This window comes from Brevibacterium gallinarum, assembly GCF_014836885.1.
Classification (GTDB): Bacteria; Actinomycetota; Actinomycetes; order Actinomycetales; family Brevibacteriaceae; genus Brevibacterium; species Brevibacterium gallinarum.
In genome coordinates, this window is sequence record NZ_JACSPY010000003.1 from 88433 (window position 1) to 106098 (window position 17666).

A 17666-nucleotide genomic window follows, 5' to 3' on the forward strand; every position below is an offset into this window, starting at 1 on the left:
TCCTACAAAAAGGCCGCGCCGACCAGCACGGTCGTCCACGTTCCGATCAGCATGTAGGGCCCGAAGGCGATCTTCGAAGCCCACTGCCGGCGCTTGGTCGCGAGCAGGATGAGCACGTGGACGACGGCGATGCCGTTGATGAGCAGCAGCGCCAGGATGGGGCCGCTCGGGCTCAGGGCGGTGGTGAGCAGACCGACGCTGATCGAGAGCTTGACGTCGCCCATGCCCATCGTCGACCGGCGCATGAGGGTGCCGGCGACGTTGAGGATGACGAAGAAGATGAGCATGCCGAGAGCGCCGATGAGCCCGTTGAGCGCTGGGGTGCCGGCGCCGGCCCACAGGTGGTCGTCGCTGCGATCGGCCTGCCCGACGCCCATGATGAGCGAGATGAGGAACAGCGCCAGCGACAGCACGGTGATCGGCATGACGATCCGGTTGGGCAGCCGGTGGATGGAGATGTCGATCCAGAACAGCCAGCCGGTGGCACCGGCGACCATCGCGAAGGCGATCATGAGCGGCACGTCTGCCAGGGTGCGCGACAGGGAGCCGGGGACGATGAAGGCGGCCAGCCAGGAGATGACGAGGCCGACACTGGTGAGCACGAAGGTGACGAGCCCGCCTGGCCGGTTGATGCTGTTGACCCCGCGCAGCAGCCGGATGCCCGCCTCATCGTCGATGATCCACGGGAACCGCAGCCAGATCAGAAGGCTGGTGAGCAGGGCGACGCCCACGGTGATGGTGAGGCTGGCGACGAGCGACAGCTGCTCGATCATCGGCGGTCTCCTCTCGCGGTGTGCGCGGTGGTGAGGGCTTCGGTCATGGCGGCGGCCAGGCGCGGCCGCCAGGTCTGCGGGGGCGCGTCGATCCCGGCAGCGGCGGCGAAGAGCAGCTGCTGTTCGACGGCCTGGTGGATGAGCATCCGCTCCCCTGCGATCGCCTGTCCGCCGTGCGCGGCGAGATCGGCGCCGATGCTGTATCCGCCTGCCGCATAGGCGACGTCGAGGAGCACCGTGGCCGGATCCAGGTGGCCTGGCCAGCTGAAGGACTCAGCGCGCAGTGCGCCAGCAGGCAGCGTGGAGACGGTCAGCAGGCACTGCCCGGGCTGATACTCGGCCAGTGGATGGACGGCCGCCTGCATGCCGAGGCCGGAAGCGAGATCGGCGGCTCCCCTGGCCCGCTCCGGCCTGCGCGCATAGAGATCGAGGGCGGTGAGGCCGAGGCGGTGGAGTGCGGCCACAGCCGAGGCGGCGGTCGCCCCGCTGCCGAGGATCGCGGCGGTGTCAGCGGCCGCGGGCTGGCATTCGGCGATCGCCTCGACGATGCCGATGACGTCGGTGTTGGCGATCTGCTGCCTGTCGGGGTGCCGGATGAGGGTGTTGGCAGCCCCGGTCTGGGCGGAGGTCTCATCGCTGTGCCAGCCGCGCTCGGCAGCAAGGCGGACGAGCGCGGTCTTGAGCGGCATCGTGAGCGAGAATCCGGTGTGATCCCGGTGTGCGGCGAGGAAGTCTGCGAGCTGGTCTTCGGTGACCTCGAAGCGGCCGTAGCTGCTGGTGCCGGCGATGCCGAGGGCGCGATAGCCTGCCGTGTGGAGCACCGGTGAGAGGCTGTGGCCGATCGGCGAGCCGAGCACCGCAGCGGTGATCCCGGTCATCAGATTCTCCTCTCCTGGCGGTGGTCTCCCACCTCACGACATCATCTCAGCCTGTGCTCGGCCTCCGGTTCGACCTCAGCCCTCGCCTTCGGCGTCGTCACTCGGGTTGTTCTTGCGGTGCTCGCGCAGCCACACCCGGTACTCTTCGACGTTCTTCTGGTGGTCGGCGTACGTCTCGGCGTACTTCGTCTCCCCGGTGTCGGGGTTGACCGCGACGAAGAAGAGCCATGGTCCGTCGGCGGGGTTCTGCGCAGCGTCGACTGCTTCAGCACTGGGTGAGTTGATCGGTCCTGGAGGCAGTCCGGTGTGCTTGTAGGTGTTGTAGGGGTTGTCGGATTCGCGCTCCTCCTGCGTGGTGGTCAGGTCGGAGCGGGCGCCGTGGATGTAGCTGACGGTCGCGTCGGACTGCAGCGCCTGGCCTTTGTCGATGCGGTTGAGGAAGACGCGGGCGACCTTTGCCCGGTCTTCGGGGTTGCCGGGGGCTTCGACCTGCACGATGCTCGCCAGAGTGAAGACCTCGTTGACCTTGTCTGCGGGGATGCCGATCTGGTCGATCTCGGTCTTGGTCTTGTCGACCATCTCCTGGACCATCTGCTCGGCGGTCATGTTCGGACGGATCTCATAGGTTGCCGGGTACAGGTAGCCTTCGAGGCTCGGCGCCTCGATGTCGAGTCCGTAGTCGGCTGGCTTCTTCTCGTCGATCGCTTCGTTGATCGAGGCTTCGTCCATGCCGGAGTCGAGCATCCGGCCCTTGATCTGCTTGATGCTGAAGCCCTCGGGGATGGCCAGGCGCTGGTTGGCCAGCGGGTTGATGAGCGCTTCGACGGCAGCTGCCGAGCTCATCTGCTTGCGCATCGTGAAGTCACCGGCCTGGATGACGGCATCGCGCTTCTCGATCTCGTCGAGGAAGGGCTTCGAGGACATGATGACGTCCTGTTCGACGAGGTGGTTCGCGACCTCCCGGGCGGAGCTGCCGGGGATGACCGTGATGACGATCTCGTCCTTGCCTTCGCCTTCGTAATCGCCCTTCTCAGCGAAGATCTCCGAGACCACTCCGGTGGCGGTGGAGAAAGCGACAGCGCCCACGACGCCGAGGACGAGCACGGCAGCGGTGAGGATGGTGACGGTGCGCCTGCGGCGCATCATCTGCCGGCGGCGTTTGGCCCGCAGCTCCTGGCGCGAGAGACCGTCGTCGGTTGCGTCGAACTCCTCTGACAGGTTCACCTCAGGGCTCCTCGGTCGTGGCGATGGGGCTTCCGGCGGGCTGGCCGGTGCGCTTCTCCTGATCGATCGCCGCCTGCAGGATCATCACCGCTGCGACAGAGTCGACGATCTCGCGTCTCTGGCGCGAGCTTCTGCCAGCTGACTGTAACATGCCGTGTGCCTGGGTGGTGGTGAACCGCTCATCGACCTCGCGCACCGGAATGTCCGTCTGACCTGCAAGGACCTGCGCGAATGAGCGGGCCGCCGCGGCCGAGGCACGCTGCTGGCCGTCGAGTGAGGTGGGCAGTCCGGTGATGATCTCGATCGGCTCGTGTTCGGCGATGAGCGCGTGCAGCTCGGTGAGTGCGCGCTCATCGCCGTCGCGCCGGTACACGGTGGTCAGCGGCGTGGCGAGGATCCCGTCGGGATCGCACTGCGCCACGCCGATGCGCACCGAGCCGATGTCGAGGGCGATCCTGCGGCCGCGCCGGAATGCCACTAGGCGGCTCCGAGCTCACGGCGCAGTGCGGCCAGAGCCTCTGGCGCCTTGCTCAGGTCGGTGCCTCCGCCCTGGGCGAGATCGGGGCGGCCGCCGCCACCACCGCCGAGGATCCGGCAGGCGGTCTTGACGAGATCGCCGGCCTTGTATCCGGCCTCGCGTGCGGCGTCGTTGAGTCCGACGACGACGCTGGGCTTGCCTCCGGCGCTGCCGATCGCAGCGACCACGGCCGCCTCGGAGCCGAGGCGGTTGCGCACATCCTGGACGAAGGAGCGCACATCGTCAGCGGAGGACACGGCGCCGAGTTCGGTGCCGCTGAAGACGATCTCACCGATCCGCTCGGCTGCCTGCACGGCCGTCCCGGCAGCGGCGAGCACCTGCTGCTGGTTGAGCTTGGCGATGGTCCGTTCGGCCTCCTTGATCTTGGCCAGCAGACCGGACACGCGGTCGATGACGTCAGGGCCGGGCACCTTGAGCATGTCCGACAGCGACTGCACGATCGTGCGCTCCTTGGCCAGTTCGCGGAACGCGCTCAGACCGACGGTCGCCTCAATGCGGCGGGTGCCGGAGCCGACGGATGCTTCGGAGACGACCGAAATCGGGCCGACTTCGGTGGTGCGCAGCACGTGGGTGCCGCCGCACAGTTCGCGGGAGAACGGACCGCCGATGTCGACGACGCGCACGACGTCAGGGTACTTCTCGCCGAACAGCGCGAGAGCGCCGGAGCGCTTGGCATCCTCGAAGGGCATGTACTCATACGCCACGTCGAGGTTGTCGCGCACAGCGATATTGGCCGCGTCCTCGATCTCGGCGCGAGCAGCAGCCGAGGGGGCCTCCGGGAAGGAGTAGTCGAAGCGCATGTAGCCGGGCTGGTTGAGCGAACCGGCCTGCACGGCGTTCGAGCCGAGCACCTCGCGCAGCGCGGCGTGGATGAGGTGGGTGGCCGAGTGGGCCTGCGCGGCTTGGAAGCGGTGGCCGGCATCCACCTCGGCGTGCACCTCGGACCCGGGGTGCAGGGCGCCCTCGACGATGCGGACCCGGTGGGCCGGCAGGCCCTTGAGCGGATTCTGCACATCGAGGACCTCGGCGACGAAGCCGTCACCGCGGATGATGCCGACGTCGGCCTTCTGGCCGCCGGATTCGGCGTAGAAGGGCGTGACGTCGAGGACGAGGTCGACTTCGTCACCGGGCTCGGCTGCCTCGACGCTCTCCCCTGCCGCGACGACTCCGCGGATCCGGGAGTCGGCGGTGAGGTTGTCGTAGCCGATGAATTCGGTCGAGCCCTCTTCGAGCAGCGCGGAGTAGGCAGACAGGTCGGTGTGCAGGCCGCCCTTGCGGGCCTTGGCATCGGCCTTGGCGCGCTGACGCTGTTCGGCCATGAGCGCTGCGAAGCCCTCCTCGTCAACGGACACGCCGTGTTCGGCGGCCATCTCGAGGGTCATGTCGATCGGGAAGCCGTGCGTGTCGTGCAGGGCGAAGGCGACATCACCGCTGATGGTGCCGCCCTCGCCGACGGCGTCGACGGAGCGGCCGAGCAGCTGGGTGCCGGATTCGAGGGTGCGCAGGAACGCAGTCTCCTCGGCATAGGCGATGCGCGAGATGCGGTCGAAGTCGGTCTCCAGCTCCGGGTAGGAGTCCTTCATCGCGTCCTTCGACACCGGCAGCAGGGTCGGCAGCACCGGTTCGGTGACACCGAGCAGGCGCATCGCGCGCACCGCGCGGCGCAGCAGACGGCGCAGGATGTAGCCGCGGCCCTCATTGGCCGGGCGCACGCCGTCACCGATGATGATGAGGGCTGAGCGGACGTGGTCGGCGACGACGCGCATGCGCACATCGTTTTCTTCGCTGTCACCGTACTTCCGGCCCGAGAGCTGCGAGGCGGCCTCGATGACGGGGTAGACCTCGTCGATCTCGTACATGTTCGCGACGCCCTGCTTGAGGAAGGCGACGCGCTCCAGGCCCATGCCGGTGTCGATGTTCTTGGCCGGCAGCTCTTTCTCGATCGTGAAGTCGACCTTGGAGCGGACCTCGGAGAGCGCGAACTCCATGAACACGAGGTTCCAGATCTCGATGTAGCGGTCCTCATCGGCCACCGGGCCGCCTTCGGCGCCGTAGGCCGGGCCGCGGTCGTAGTAGATCTCCGAGCAGTAGCCGCCGGGTCCGGGCTGGCCGGTGTGCCAGAAGTTGTCCTCGTTGCCGCGGGTCTGGATCCGCTCGGCCGGGATCGAGGTGTTCTCCAGCCACAGGTCGATGGTCTCGGCGTCATCGGCGTGCACGGTCGCCCACAGCCGGTCGGGGTCGAAGCCGAGGCCGCCGTCGGCCTCGGAGTTCGTCAGCAGTCCCCAGGCGAAGCGGATGGCGTCGTCCTTGAAGTAGTCACCGAAGGAGAAGTTGCCGTTCATCTGGAAGAACGTGCCGTGGCGGGTGGTCTTGCCGACCTCTTCGATGTCCTGGGTGCGCACGCACTTCTGCACGCTGGTCGCCCGCGGGTACGGGGCGGGTTCGCGGCCGGAGAGGTACGGGATGAACTGCACCATGCCGGCGATGTTGAACAGGATCGTCGGGTCGCTGCTGATCACCGACGCGGACGGCACGACGGTGTGGCCGTTGGCGGCGAAGTATTCGAGCCAGCGCCGTTTGATCTCTGCAGTCTTCATGCGAACCTTTCGAAACTGTTGCGGGGTCAGGCGGGAGGCGATGACGGCCGGCGGCCGGCGCCTCGGGCGCGGAGCGTTCCTCCTGCGCCATCATACAAACCTGCCCGGGCATTCGCAGTGGCGAACACCCGGGCAGGAGGTGCTGCGCAGGGTCTGCGCAGACGTCAGGATCAGCGTGAGTAGTACTCGACCACGAGCTGGATGTCGCAGGTGATCGGCACCTCTTCGCGCTTCGGGCGGCGCAGCAGCGTCGCCTGCAGGGCTTCGAGATCGACCTTGAGGTAGCCCGGGACGGCCGGCAGGACGTCGCGGTGACCGCCGGCAGCAGCGATCTGGAAGGGCTCCATCTCAGCGGACTTCTGGTGCACGTGGATCATCTGGCCCTCCTTGACGCGGAAGGACGGACGATCGACGCGCTGGCCGTCGACCATGATGTGGCGATGCACCACGAACTGGCGGGCCTGCTGGATGGTGCGGGCGAAGCCGGCGCGCAGCACGAGGGCATCGAGACGCATCTCGAGGAGCTCGACGAGGTTCTCACCGGTCAGGCCCTGCTCGCGGCGGGCCTCCTTGTAGACCTTGAGCATCTGGGCTTCGCGGATGTTGTACTGGGCGCGCAGACGCTGCTTTTCCTTCAGGCGGACCGAGTAGTCGCTGTCGTTGCGGCGGCGGGCGCGGCCGTGCTCGCCGGGCGGGTACGGGCGGCGCTCGAAGTACTTCTCGGCCTTCGGAGTCAGCGGCAGTCCCAGGGACCGCGAGAGGCGGACCTGGCGACGCGAACGTGCGGGTGCAGGCATGGATGCCAACCTTTCATCATTCTTCTGCCTCCGCTGATCCCGCGCATGCGGGTGTCTCGGTCAGCGTGGGAGGCTGCTGTTTCCGCGAGTGGAAAGAGGATCGGCTCCGCGAGACCGGAGCCCATCGACCGCCCTGCAGCCGATTTCGGCCAGGCACAGCACCGCACTACCTTACCGGCTGGCAGGTGTACGGAGCAAATGGGATGCACCGCGTCCGAGGCGGCCCGCCGGCCGGCGGGCCGGGCTCACTTCCCAGCGCGCAGCCGGGCGATCGCTGCCAGACGCTCGGCCATGCCCTTCTCCGCTCCGTTGGCCGTCGGCGTGTAGTACTGGGCACCTGCCAGGGATTCGGGCAGATGGTCTTGGGCGGCCACCGAATGCGGGTAGCTGTGGGCGTATTTGTAGCCGGCACCGTGCCCGAGGGCTTTCGCACCTGGGTAGTGGGCGTCGCGCAGGTGCATGGGCACCTCGCCTGCCTTGCCGGCTTTGACGTCGGCGATCGCGGCGTCGATGGCGGTGTAGGAGGCGTTCGACTTCGGGGCACAGGCGAGGTAGACGACGGCTTCGGCCAGCGGGATCCGGCCTTCGGGCATGCCGATGCGCTCCACGGCGGTCTGGGCGGCCACGGCCAGTGGCAGGGCCTGCGGGTCGGCCATGCCGATGTCCTCGGCTGCGGCGATGACGATGCGCCGGGCGATGAACCTGGGGTCCTCACCGGCGACGATCATCCGGGCGAGGTAGTGCAGGGCGGCGTCGGGGTCTGAGCCGCGGATCGACTTGATGAACGCGGAGATGACGTCGTAGTGCTGGTCACCTGCCCGGTCATAGCGCACGACGGCCTGGTTGGCCGATTCGGCGGCCTGCTCCCGGGTGATGGCGGTGGTCTCATCGCTGCCGGAGGTGGCGCGTGCGCTGGCGGCGGCGGCTTCGAGGACGGTCAGCGCACGCCGGCCGTCACCGGAGGCGACCTGGACGATGTAGTCCCGGGCGTCGTCATCGAGGGTGAAGGTGCCGGCCAGTCCCCGCGGGGACTCCAGCGCCCGGTCGATGAGTGCAGCGACGCCCTCGTCGGTCAGCGGCTTGAGAGTCAGGACGAGCGAGCGAGAGACGAGCGGGGCGATGACGGAGAAGGACGGGTTCTCGGTGGTGGCGGCGATGAGGACGACGAGCCGGTTCTCCACGGCCGGCAGCAGGGCGTCCTGCTGGGCTTTGGAGAAGCGGTGGATCTCATCGAGGAACAGCACCGTGGTGCGCTGGTAGAGCTCCCGGTCGTTGCGGGCGTTCTCGATGACCTGGCGGACGTCCTTGACGCCCGCGGTGATGGCCGAGAGTTCGACGAACTTGCGATTGGGGCTGTGCGAGATGACGTGGGCGATCGTCGTCTTGCCGACTCCGGGTGGGCCCCACAGGATCACTGAGGTGGCCCCGGCCCGTGCTCCGGTGCGGGCCTCGGCGAGCTGGTGCAGCGGTGAGCCGGGAGCGGTCAGGTGCTCCTGGCCGACGATCTCGTCGATGCTGCGCGGGCGCATCCGCACCGCCAGCGGATCGAGCGCGCTGACACCGCTGAGGTTATCAGGATCTGATGACGCGGCGCTGCCGGCGGGCTCGGTGCCAGAGGCGGCTGCCGGTGCCTCGTCGGCGCCTGCAGCCGCCTCGTTGGCCGATGAGAACAGGTCGCTCATTCGTCCTCGGCGTCAGGGTCGTAGTCGACCCCGGCCTCGGCGCGCTGTTCGGCGGTGATCGGCGCCGGGGCGTCGGTGAGCGGGTCGTATCCGCCGCCGGTCTTGGGGAAGGCGATGACCTCGCGGATCGAGTCGGTGCCGGCGAGCAGGGCGACGATGCGGTCCCAGCCGAAGGCGATGCCGCCGTGCGGGGGCGCACCGAAGCTCAGGGCCTCGAGCAGGAAGCCGAACTTCTCCTGCGCTTCCTCCTGCGTGATGCCCATGACGTCGAAGACCCGCTGCTGGACCTCGGGGCGGTGGATGCGCAGCGAGCCGCCGCCGATCTCGTTGCCGTTGCAGACGATGTCGTAGGCGCTGGCCAGAGCCGAACCGGGATCGGTGTCGAAGGTGTCGAGGTATTCGGGCTTCGGGGCGGTGAAGGCGTGGTGGACGGCCGTCCACTTGCCTTCGCCGACGGCGACGTCACCGGCAGCCACGGCGTCCTCTGCCGGTTCGAAGACCGGGGCGTCGACGATCCACACGAACGACCAGTCGCCGTCCTTGATGAGGCCGGTGCGCTCGGCGATCTCGTTGCGGGCGGCACCGAGCAGCGCGCGGGCCGCTGCCGGCTTGTCGGCGGCGAAGAAGATCGCGTCGCCGGGCTTCGCACCGACCTTCTCGGCCAGTCCGGCCTTCTCCTCTTCGGAGATGTTCTTGGCCACTGGGCCGCCGAGGGTGCCGTCTTCGCCGATGAGCACGTAGGCCAGGCCCTTCGCGCCGCGCTGGCGGGCCCAGTCCTGCCAGCCGTCGAGCTGGCGGCGCGGCAGCGATCCGCCGCCGGGGTAGACGACGGCTCCGACGTAAGGTGCCTGGAACACGCGGAACGGGGTGCTGGCGAAGTACTCGGTGAGGTCGGTGAGTTCGATGTCGAAGCGCAGGTCGGGCTTGTCGGTGCCGTAGCGCTCCATCGCCTCCCAGTAGGGCATGCGCGGGATCGGCCGGTCGATGGTGTGGCCGATGAGCTCCCAGAGGGCGGCGAGGACGTCTTCGGCCAGGGCGATGATGTCGTCCTGTTCGACGAAGGAGGCCTCGATGTCGAGCTGGGTGAACTCCGGCTGCCGGTCAGCGCGGAAGTCCTCATCGCGGTAGCAGCGGGCGAGCTGATAGTAGCGTTCGATGCCGCCGACCTGCAGCAGCTGCTTGAACAGCTGCGGCGACTGCGGCAGCGCGTACCAGGAGCCGGGGCGCAGGCGGGCCGGGATGACGAAGTCGCGGGCGCCCTCAGGGGTCGAGCGGGTCATCGTCGGGGTCTCGACTTCGATGTAGCGGTGCTCATCGAGCACCCGGCGGGCGGCCTTGTTGGCTTCGGAGCGCAGGCGGATGATGCGGGCCGGTTCGCTGCGGCGCAGGTCGAGGTAGCGGTGCTTGAGGCGGACCTCCTCGCCGACGGTGCCGGAGTCCTCAGCGTGGTCGGAGACCTGGAACGGCAGCGGTGCCGCCTGCGAGAGCACGGTCACCTCGGTGTCGACGACCTCGATCTCACCGGTGGCCAGCTGCGCGTTGGTGTTGCCCTCCGGGCGCGCGGCGACGGTGCCGGTGACCTGGATGACGGTCTCGTTGCGCAGCTTGTCGGCGACGTCTTCGCGCACGACGACCTGCACGATGCCCGATGAGTCGCGCAGGTCGATGAAGGCCACTCCCCCGTGGTCACGGCGCCGGTCGACCCATCCGGTGAGGGTGACGGTGCTGTCGATGTCGGGCGTGCCGAGGGTGGCCGCCTCACGGGTGCGTAGCATGGGGTGGAACTCCTTCATGGTGTGAGGATTGAGGTGACGGTCTGCGGGCACGGATGGTGTGCAGACTCTGCGCTTGCACCATGATAGTCATAGTGCGCGGTACTGATGGAAAGGCTGGATGCTGCGAATGACTCATGACACTCCCCCCGGATCTGCCGTTCCCGAGGTGCCGACGCCCGCCCAGGTCGACGTCGCTGCCGAGACGTTCCGGATGCTGTCCTCATCGACCCGGCTGTTCATCGTGTGGCATCTGCTCCATGGGGAGCGCGATGTCAGCAGCCTGGCCGAGGAGTGCGGGGTCAGCGTGCAGGTCGTCTCCCAGCATCTGGCGAAGATGCGCCTGGCCGGCCTCGTGTCCTCCAGGCGGGACGGCAAGCACATCTTCTACGTCGTCGACGACCCGCACGTGGTGACGATGGTCTCGGAGATCTTCGACCACATCGCCCCAGACGGCTCGCTGGCCCCGGATCCGGAGCCGCGCGCGGCGGCCCCGCTGCGGGTCCAGGGCGAGAGCTGAGGCTCAGTCTTCAGCCGCTTCAGCCCTCGTCGCCGGTGACGCGTTCGACGCGCGGCCAGACGTCCTCAGCCGGCGGCGTCCACAGCTCGGGGTCGGCTGAGACCTGCTCACCGGAGCGGATGTCCTTGACCTCGTGGCCGGTCTCACCATCGACGAACCACACATATGGGATGCCGCGGCGGTCGGCGAAGCGGATCTGCTTGCCGAACTTGCTGGCAGCCGGTGCGACGTCGACGGGGATGCCGCGGCGGCGCAGCTGCATGGCCACCGCATCGGCTTCGCTGCGGCCGCTTTCGTCAGTGACGGCGATGAGCACGGCTGTCGGCACCGACCGGGTCGCGGCCAGCATCCGGTTCTTGCCGACCAGCCGCGACATCAGCCGCGAGACGCCGAGTGAGATGCCGACACCGGGATACGTCTTCTTGCCGTTTGAGGCCAGGGAGTCGTAGCGGCCGCCGGAGCACACCGAGCCGAGCGATTCGTGGCCGAGCAGCTGGGTCTCGTACACCGAACCGGTGTAGTAGTCCAGGCCGCGGGCGATCTTGAGCTGGGCGACGACGACGCCGGGCTGGATGCGGTGGGCGGCATCGACGAGGCGGACGAGGGATTCGAGCCCCTCATCGAGCAGCGCATCGCTGACACCGAGGGCGAGGACCTCATCGGCGAAGGCCGAGGTGTCGGATTCGATGGCCGCGAGCTTCAAAAGCGCCTGCTGCTGGGCTTCCGAGGCGCCGGCGTCGGCGGCGAGCAGCTCGCCGACCCGGTCGGGGCCGATCTTGTCGTACTTATCAAGGCTGCGCAGCACAGCCGGGATGTTCTCCAGGCCCAGGCCGCGGGCGAAGCCTTCGAGCAGCTTGCGATTGTTGGCCAGGATCCGCACCGGTGGCACGCCGAGTTCGCGAAGCGCGTCGAAGGCCTGCGCCATCACCAGCGGGACCTCGACTTCGAAGTGGTCGGCGAGGCTGTCCTCGGCGACGACGTCGATGTCGGCTTGGATGAACTCGCGGAAGCGCCCGTCCTGGGGGCGCTCACCGCGCCACACCGGCTGGATCTGGTAGCGCTTGAACGGGAACGACAGGTGGCCGGCGTTCTCGACGACGTAGCGGGCGAAGGGCACGGTCAGGTCGAAGTGCAGGCCCATCGGGTTGCGGGAGTCAGACGGGTCGCCGTGCAGCCGAGAGACGGCGAAGATCTCCTTGTCGATCTCACCGTCCTTGGCCAGGGCGCTGAGCGGTTCGACGGCACGCGTATGCAGCGCCGCATAGCCGTTGAGTTCGAAGGTGTGCTTGAGCAGGTCGATGACCCGCTCCTCGACGATGCGGTCAGCGGGCAGCCATTCGGGGAATCCGGACAGGCGTGCGGCTTGTGCCATGTGAGTCGTTCTCCTTGCCAGGTGGGTGCCGGCCGTGGTGGGCGCCGACCGCATCCATCATAGGCGGCAGCCGGTGCCAGCCGGCCGGCTGGTCGTCATGTGCGCTGGTCTCCTGCGGCAGGAGCCGGGTTCAGAGGAAGGGGTTGGTGCGCAGCTCGTGGGCGATCGTGCTGCCGGGCCCGTGCCCGGGCAGGATCGGGGTGTCGGGCAGCGCGGCGAACAGGCGCAGCGAGGTGCGCATCGCCGCATCGTCGCCGCCGGGCAGATCGGTGCGCCCGATCGACCCAGCGAAGAGCACATCGCCGGTGAAGAGCACTTCGGGCACCTCCAGGTCCTCTGCCGCGCCCGAGGTGTCGCGCACCCGCCACAGTGTCGAGCCCTCGGTGTGCCCGGGGGCGAGGGTCGCCTCGATCGCCAGCCCGGCAGCCTGCCAGGACGCACCATCGGCGGTCTCGACCACCTCGGGGGCGGTCCAGTCGCCGATCATCCCGCCGAGCATCTGCCCGAGCTCCGGTGACAGGGTTCCGGCCGGGTCTGTCAGCCGGTAGACGTCAGGGGCGGCGAGATGGGCCTCCAGGTGCGGAAACACCTCGCGCAGGCGGGGCAGGCCGAGCACATGGTCGGGGTGGCCGTGGGTGAGCAGCACCGCGACCGGGGTCCAGCCGAGTTCGTCGAGCAGCGTCTTCATGCGCGGGGCGCAGTCGAAGCCGGCGTCGACGAGCAGGCATTCGCGGGCCTGCCCCTCGGGGTGCTCAGCGGCGACGGCATAGCAGTTGACGTCGAGGAACTCGGCGCGGACTCCGGCAATCTCCATACGACCAGTGTATCGGCCGGTGCGGAGCGCGGCAGGAGGCTGCGGTTTTGTCGTTATGCTGGGAAGGTACATTCCCGCGTTGAGTGATCCGTCACAGGATTCGACCGACGATACGACAAGGTGCCATATGACCGACGAGACGCAGCAGCCCACTTCCGCGCCCACGCTTGCCGGCGCTTCCCAGTCCTCCGACGCCCCGAAGCCGAAGCCGGCACCGGTGCCCAAGCCGTCTGCGATCCCGTCGCCGGCGGCCCTGCGCCCCCGGCCCGGTCAGGCCCCTGCCGCCCCCGTGGCGCCCGCCCACGACCGGACCGCTGAGATCGCTGAGGCGAAGACGTTCGGCCGGGTCGGTGAGGATTCGACAGTCTACGTCACGACCGCTGAGGGTGAGCGGGAGGTCGGTCAGTACCCGGATGCCGATGAGTCCCAGGCGCTGGAGTACTTCGCGAAGAAGTACCTCGATCTCGCCGATGCCGTCACGCTGCTCGAGCAGCGTCTGGCTGCCGGTGCCGCCGGTGCGACCGTCGCCGAGGCGGCGGGAACCCAGCGCGAGGCGCTGGCTGAGGCGCAGGTCGTCGGTGACCTCGATGCGCTGCGCGCCCGGCTCGATGCTGTGTCGGAGCAGGCCGCTGAGGCCACCGCCCAGCAGGCGCGGGCGCATGAGGAGTCGAAGGCCGCCGGCCTGCAGGCGCGCATCGCCGTGGTGGAGGAAGCCGAGGCGATCGCCGACGCTGATCCGGCGCGGGTGCAGTGGAAGCAGTCGAGTGCCCGCATGAAGGAGCTGTTCGAGCAGTGGAAGCAGGTGCAGGCGACGACGCCACGGCTGCCGCGGTCGCAGGACCAGCAGCTGTGGGGACGGTTCTCCAAGGCCCGCAACCGCTTCGACAAGGCCCGCCGCGAGTTCTTCTCCGCCCTCGATGAGCGCAACGCCGAGGGCAAGCGGATCAAGCAGAAGCTCGTGACCGAGGCTGAAGCGCTGTCGGATTCGACTGACTGGCGCGAGACCGCCCAGCAGTACCGGCGCCTGATGGACCGGTGGAAAGCCGCCCCGCGCGCCGGACGCAAGGACGACGACGCCCTGTGGGCGAAGTTCCGGGCCGCCCAGGACCGGTTCTTCGCTGCCCGCAACCGGGCCAATGAAGAGGTTGAGGCCGAGTACGTCGGCAATCTCAAGGTCAAGGAGCAGCTGCTGGCTGAGGCTGAGGCGCTGCTGCCGATCACCGATCCGGTGACGGCGAAGGAGAAGCTGCGCGTCATCCAGGATCAGTGGGAGGACGCCGGCAAGGTGCCGCGGGCTGACATCTCCCGGATGGAAGGCGGGCTGCGGGCCGTCGAACGGGCGCTGGCGGAGGCGGAGGACGCCGAGTGGCGGCGCACGAACCCCGAGCATCAGGCCCGCACCTCGGGCATGCTCGCCCAGCTCGATGCCTCGATCGCTGAGCTGGAGGCAGAGCTGGACAAGGCCGAGACCGCCGGCAAGGACGGCGACATCGCCACAGCGCGGGAGGCGCTCGAGGCCCGGCGCGCCTGGCGCGACCAGGTCGCGCGCACGGCTGAGGAGATGCAGTGACGGCAGTGTCCGTCTGAGACTGCCGACTGCGGCTCGCCTGTCATCAGGCGGGCCGCAGTGCTGTGTCCACAGATTCTCACAGCGTCTGGTCTGGCCCGCTCCGGTGGGCCAGAGTGGGGGCATGGACGATCTGCTGCGTTTGGGTGAGCCGCTGAGCTACACCGAGCTCATGGAGCTGACCTTCGATGGGCTGGCCTTCCGGCTTTCGGCCACGTGCTGGGCGCCGGTGGGCATGCCCGTCGATGCGCGGCTGCGGGCCAGCAGCGTCGAGGCCGCTCCCCTGCCGGGACTGGTGCTCAGCCACCGGTCGGCGCACTGGGTGTGGTGGGGTTCGGGTCTGGCCCCGGTGGTCGCGGAGTACACCACCCGGGTGCGGCGCCGCATCCGGGCCGCCCGCCTGCCGGTCGTCGTCCACGAACGCGATGTGTGTCCCGGTGAGGAGGCTGAGCTGGCCGGGCTGGCGCTGACCAGTCCGGAACGGACTCTGTACGACCTGCTCTATGAGCTCCTCGATGCCGGCACGGACGAGCAGACGCTGCGCACCGCGGCTGAGTCAGTGCTCGAATCAGTCGGCTTCGATGAGCAGATCGCGCTCACCCGGTTCGTCGCTGAGCAGTACCGGCGCCCGCACCTTGTGCGGATGCGCCAGCTGCTCGGCGACATCATCCCGCACGCGCGCACGCTGCTGCCGGTGCGCTGAGACCGGCGCTTCAGCCTCCGGTGATGCGGTAGACGTCGAAGACCCCTTCCACCTGTTTGACTGCCGAGAGCACCGTGTCGAGGTGAGTGGAGTCGCCGATCTCGAAGACGAACCGCGACTGCGCAACACGGGCGCGAGACGTCGCCACCGAAGCGGAGAGGATGTTGACGTGGTTGTCGGTGAGCACCTTGGTGATGTCGGAGAGCAGTCCAGCGCGGTCGAGTGCCTCGACCTGGATCTGGACGAGGTAGATGCCCTGCGAATGGTGTGCCCATTCGACTTCGACGATGCGCTCGGGTTCGCGTTTGAGGCTGGAGACGTTCTTGCAGTCGGTCCGGTGGACGGACACCCCTGCTCCGCGGGTGACGAATCCCATGATGGTGTCGCCGGGGACTGGAGTGCAGCAGCGGGCGAGCTTGACGAGGATGTCGTCGGAGCCCTTGACGCGCACACCGTCGGTTGAGGAATGGTGGCCGCGGGACTTGCCGCGCCGGTTCGACGGCCGCAGGATCTCCGTCGTCGGCTGGTCGTCCTCCTGCTCGTCCGCCGAGACCTCCTTGGCCAGGAGGTCGACGACGTGGGCAGCCGACATGTTGCCGTTGCCTATGGCGGCGTAGAGGGCGGTGACATCCGGCAGCCGCTGCTCGCTGGCGACGACGAGCAGCGCCTCCTGGCTCATGAGCGCATCGGCTGACAGGTGGTGACGGCGCATCGCCCGGGCCAGCTGATCGCGACCGGTCTCGATCGCCTCTTCACGGCGCTCCTTGGAGAACCACTGGCGGATCTTGTTGCGCGCCCGCGGGCTGGTGACGAAGGCCAGCCAGTCGCGGGACGGTCCGGCGTTCTCGTCCTTGGAGGTGAAGACTTCGACGACATCGCCGTTGTGCAGCTTCGAATCCAACGACACGAGCCGGCCGTTGACGCGGGCCCCCATCGTCTTGTGTCCGACCTCGGTGTGCACGGCATAGGCGAAGTCGACCGGGGTGGCATCGGCCGGCAGGGAGATGATGTCGCCTTTGGGCGTGAAGATGTAGACCTCTTTGGAGTTGACCTCGAAGCGCAGGTTGTCGAGGAACTCGTCGGGATCGGAGGTCTCCCGCTGCCAGTCGAGCAGCTGACGCAGCCAGGCGACCTGGTCGACCTCACCGGAGTCGCCGACCTTCGCCATCCGGCCGCCGGCGGCGTTGATCGCCTGCGGGTTGACCTTCCGGCGGTCCTTGTACTTCCAGTGTGCGGCGATGCCGAACTCGGCCCGCCGGTGCATCTCGTGCGTCCGGATCTGGATCTCGACCGGTTTGCCGTAGGGTCCGATGACCGTGGTGTGCAGGCTCTGGTACATGTTGTACTTCGGCATCGCGATGTAGTCCTTGAAACGCCCTGCGATCGGCAACCACTTCGCGTGTACGAGGCCGAGCACGCCGTAGCATTCGCGCACTGTCTCCACGAGCACTCTCACGCCGACGAGGTCGTAGATGTCGGCGAACTCGTGGCCCCGGACGACCATCTTCTGGTAGATCGAGTAGTAGTGCTTCGGGCGGCCGGAGATCTCGGCGATGATGTTGGCTTCGCCGGCTTCGTCCTTGATCTCCTTCGACACAATCGCGAGGTACTTCTCGCGCTCGGGAGCACGCTCGGCGACGAGCCGGACGATCTCGCTGTACACCTTCGGGTAGAGCACCTGGAAGGACAGATCCTCGAGCTCCCATTTGATGGTGTTCATGCCCAGCCGGTGTGCCAGCGGGGCGAAGATCTCCAGGGTCTCCTTGGCCTTCTTCTCACTCGAGGCGGCCGGGACGTACTTCCACGTGCGGGCGTTGTGCAGCCGGTCAGCGAGCTTGATGACGAGCACCCGGATGTCCTTCGACATCGCCAGGATCATCTTGCGCACGGTCTCGGACTGGGTGGCGGCGCCGTATTCGATCTTGTCGAGCTTGGTGACGCCGTCGACCATGAGCGCGATCTCGTCGCCGAAGTCCTCGCGCAGCTGGTCGAGGCTGTAGTCGGTGTCCTCGACGGTGTCGTGCAGCAGGGCCGCAGCCAGCGTCGAGGAGTTCATGCCGATCTCGGCGAGAATGGTGGCGACCGCGACCGGGTGGGTGATGTAGGGGTCGCCGCTCTTGCGCATCTGGCCGCGATGCCATTTCTCGGCGGTGCGGTATGCCCGGACGATGAGCTCGACATCGTCCTTCGGGTGGTTGTGGGCGACGGCCTGCAGCAGCGGGCCGAGGGCCTTCGGGTGCTGCGGGGCGTGCTGGGAGCGGGCCGTCCAGAAGGCCAGTCGGGAAATGCCGCGCGGCCTGCGCGTGGACTCACCGGTGGTATCGGCCACGTGTCGCTCCCTTCGTCGCATGATCAGCAGACGTCACATCGTCAACCGACGTCACACAATCAACAGACCATGACAGGAGTGCAATCCTGTCATGGTCTGT

14 protein-coding genes are annotated in these 17666 nt (G+C 68.1%); 3 read left to right on the forward strand and 11 right to left on the reverse strand.

The window, feature by feature from the left end; translation table 11 throughout:
- Positions 1-2 precede the first annotated feature (2 nt).
- The 8 genes from H9634_RS04560 to aspS all read right to left on the reverse strand — a co-directional run bounded on the left by H9634_RS04560 (position 3) and on the right by aspS (position 10264).
- Complete coding sequence (locus H9634_RS04560; RefSeq protein WP_191725582.1) at positions 3-773, reverse strand: A24 family peptidase; 771 nt, start codon at positions 771-773, stop codon at positions 3-5.
- The gene (locus H9634_RS04565) at positions 770-1651 is read right to left on the reverse strand and encodes a shikimate dehydrogenase family protein (protein WP_191725583.1); all 882 of its coding nucleotides are present in this window, start codon (positions 1649-1651) and stop codon (positions 770-772) included. Before H9634_RS04565 ends, H9634_RS04560 begins: the two co-directional genes overlap by 4 nt.
- Positions 1652-1726: 75 nt before the next feature.
- The gene (gene mltG / locus H9634_RS04570) at positions 1727-2875 is read right to left on the reverse strand and encodes an endolytic transglycosylase MltG (protein ID WP_318244996.1); all 1149 of its coding nucleotides are present in this window, start codon (positions 2873-2875) and stop codon (positions 1727-1729) included.
- 1 nt (position 2876) lies between these two features.
- Positions 2877-3353 (reverse strand): Holliday junction resolvase RuvX, encoded by a 477-nt coding sequence (gene ruvX / locus H9634_RS04575; RefSeq protein ID WP_191725584.1) that lies wholly within the window; start codon positions 3351-3353, stop codon positions 2877-2879.
- A complete protein-coding gene (alaS, locus tag H9634_RS04580) occupies positions 3353-6010 on the reverse strand; it encodes an alanine--tRNA ligase (RefSeq protein WP_191725585.1) in 2658 nt (885 codons plus the stop codon). Before alaS ends, ruvX begins: the two co-directional genes overlap by 1 nt.
- Positions 6011-6180: 170 nt before the next feature.
- A complete protein-coding gene (gene rpsD, locus H9634_RS04585; RefSeq protein ID WP_102160322.1) occupies positions 6181-6807 on the reverse strand; it encodes a 30S ribosomal protein S4 in 627 nt (208 codons plus the stop codon).
- Positions 6808-7052: 245 nt separating this feature from the next.
- On the reverse strand, positions 7053-8489 hold the full coding sequence (locus tag H9634_RS04590; protein WP_191725586.1) for a replication-associated recombination protein A: 1437 nt from the start codon (positions 8487-8489) through the stop codon (positions 7053-7055).
- Positions 8486-10264: an aspartate--tRNA ligase gene (gene aspS, locus H9634_RS04595; RefSeq protein WP_191725587.1), complete on the reverse strand. Its 1779-nt coding sequence runs from the start codon at positions 10262-10264 to the stop codon at positions 8486-8488. The genes H9634_RS04590 and aspS overlap by 4 nt, the downstream gene beginning before the upstream one ends.
- Positions 10265-10391: 127 nt before the next feature.
- Here aspS and H9634_RS04600 point away from each other — a divergent pair, with 127 nt between their 5' ends.
- Positions 10392-10781: an ArsR/SmtB family transcription factor gene (locus H9634_RS04600; protein WP_191725588.1), complete on the forward strand. Its 390-nt coding sequence runs from the start codon at positions 10392-10394 to the stop codon at positions 10779-10781.
- A gap of 19 nt (positions 10782-10800) precedes the next feature.
- Here the strand turns inward: H9634_RS04600 and hisS are convergent, their stop codons facing one another.
- A complete protein-coding gene (gene hisS, locus H9634_RS04605; RefSeq protein ID WP_191725589.1) occupies positions 10801-12153 on the reverse strand; it encodes a histidine--tRNA ligase in 1353 nt (450 codons plus the stop codon).
- Between the two features lie 130 nt (positions 12154-12283).
- A complete protein-coding gene (locus H9634_RS04610; protein ID WP_191725590.1) occupies positions 12284-12967 on the reverse strand; it encodes an MBL fold metallo-hydrolase in 684 nt (227 codons plus the stop codon).
- Positions 12968-13094: 127 nt separating this feature from the next.
- Here H9634_RS04610 and H9634_RS04615 point away from each other — a divergent pair, with 127 nt between their 5' ends.
- The gene (locus tag H9634_RS04615; protein ID WP_191725591.1) at positions 13095-14537 is read left to right on the forward strand and encodes a DUF349 domain-containing protein; all 1443 of its coding nucleotides are present in this window, start codon (positions 13095-13097) and stop codon (positions 14535-14537) included.
- 121 nt (positions 14538-14658) lie between these two features.
- Positions 14659-15237: a hypothetical protein gene (locus H9634_RS04620; RefSeq protein ID WP_191725592.1), complete on the forward strand. Its 579-nt coding sequence runs from the start codon at positions 14659-14661 to the stop codon at positions 15235-15237.
- Positions 15238-15247: 10 nt separating this feature from the next.
- Here the strand turns inward: H9634_RS04620 and H9634_RS04625 are convergent, their stop codons facing one another.
- Positions 15248-17587: a RelA/SpoT family protein gene (locus tag H9634_RS04625; protein WP_191725593.1), complete on the reverse strand. Its 2340-nt coding sequence runs from the start codon at positions 17585-17587 to the stop codon at positions 15248-15250.
- Between the last annotated feature and the right edge of the window lie 79 nt (positions 17588-17666).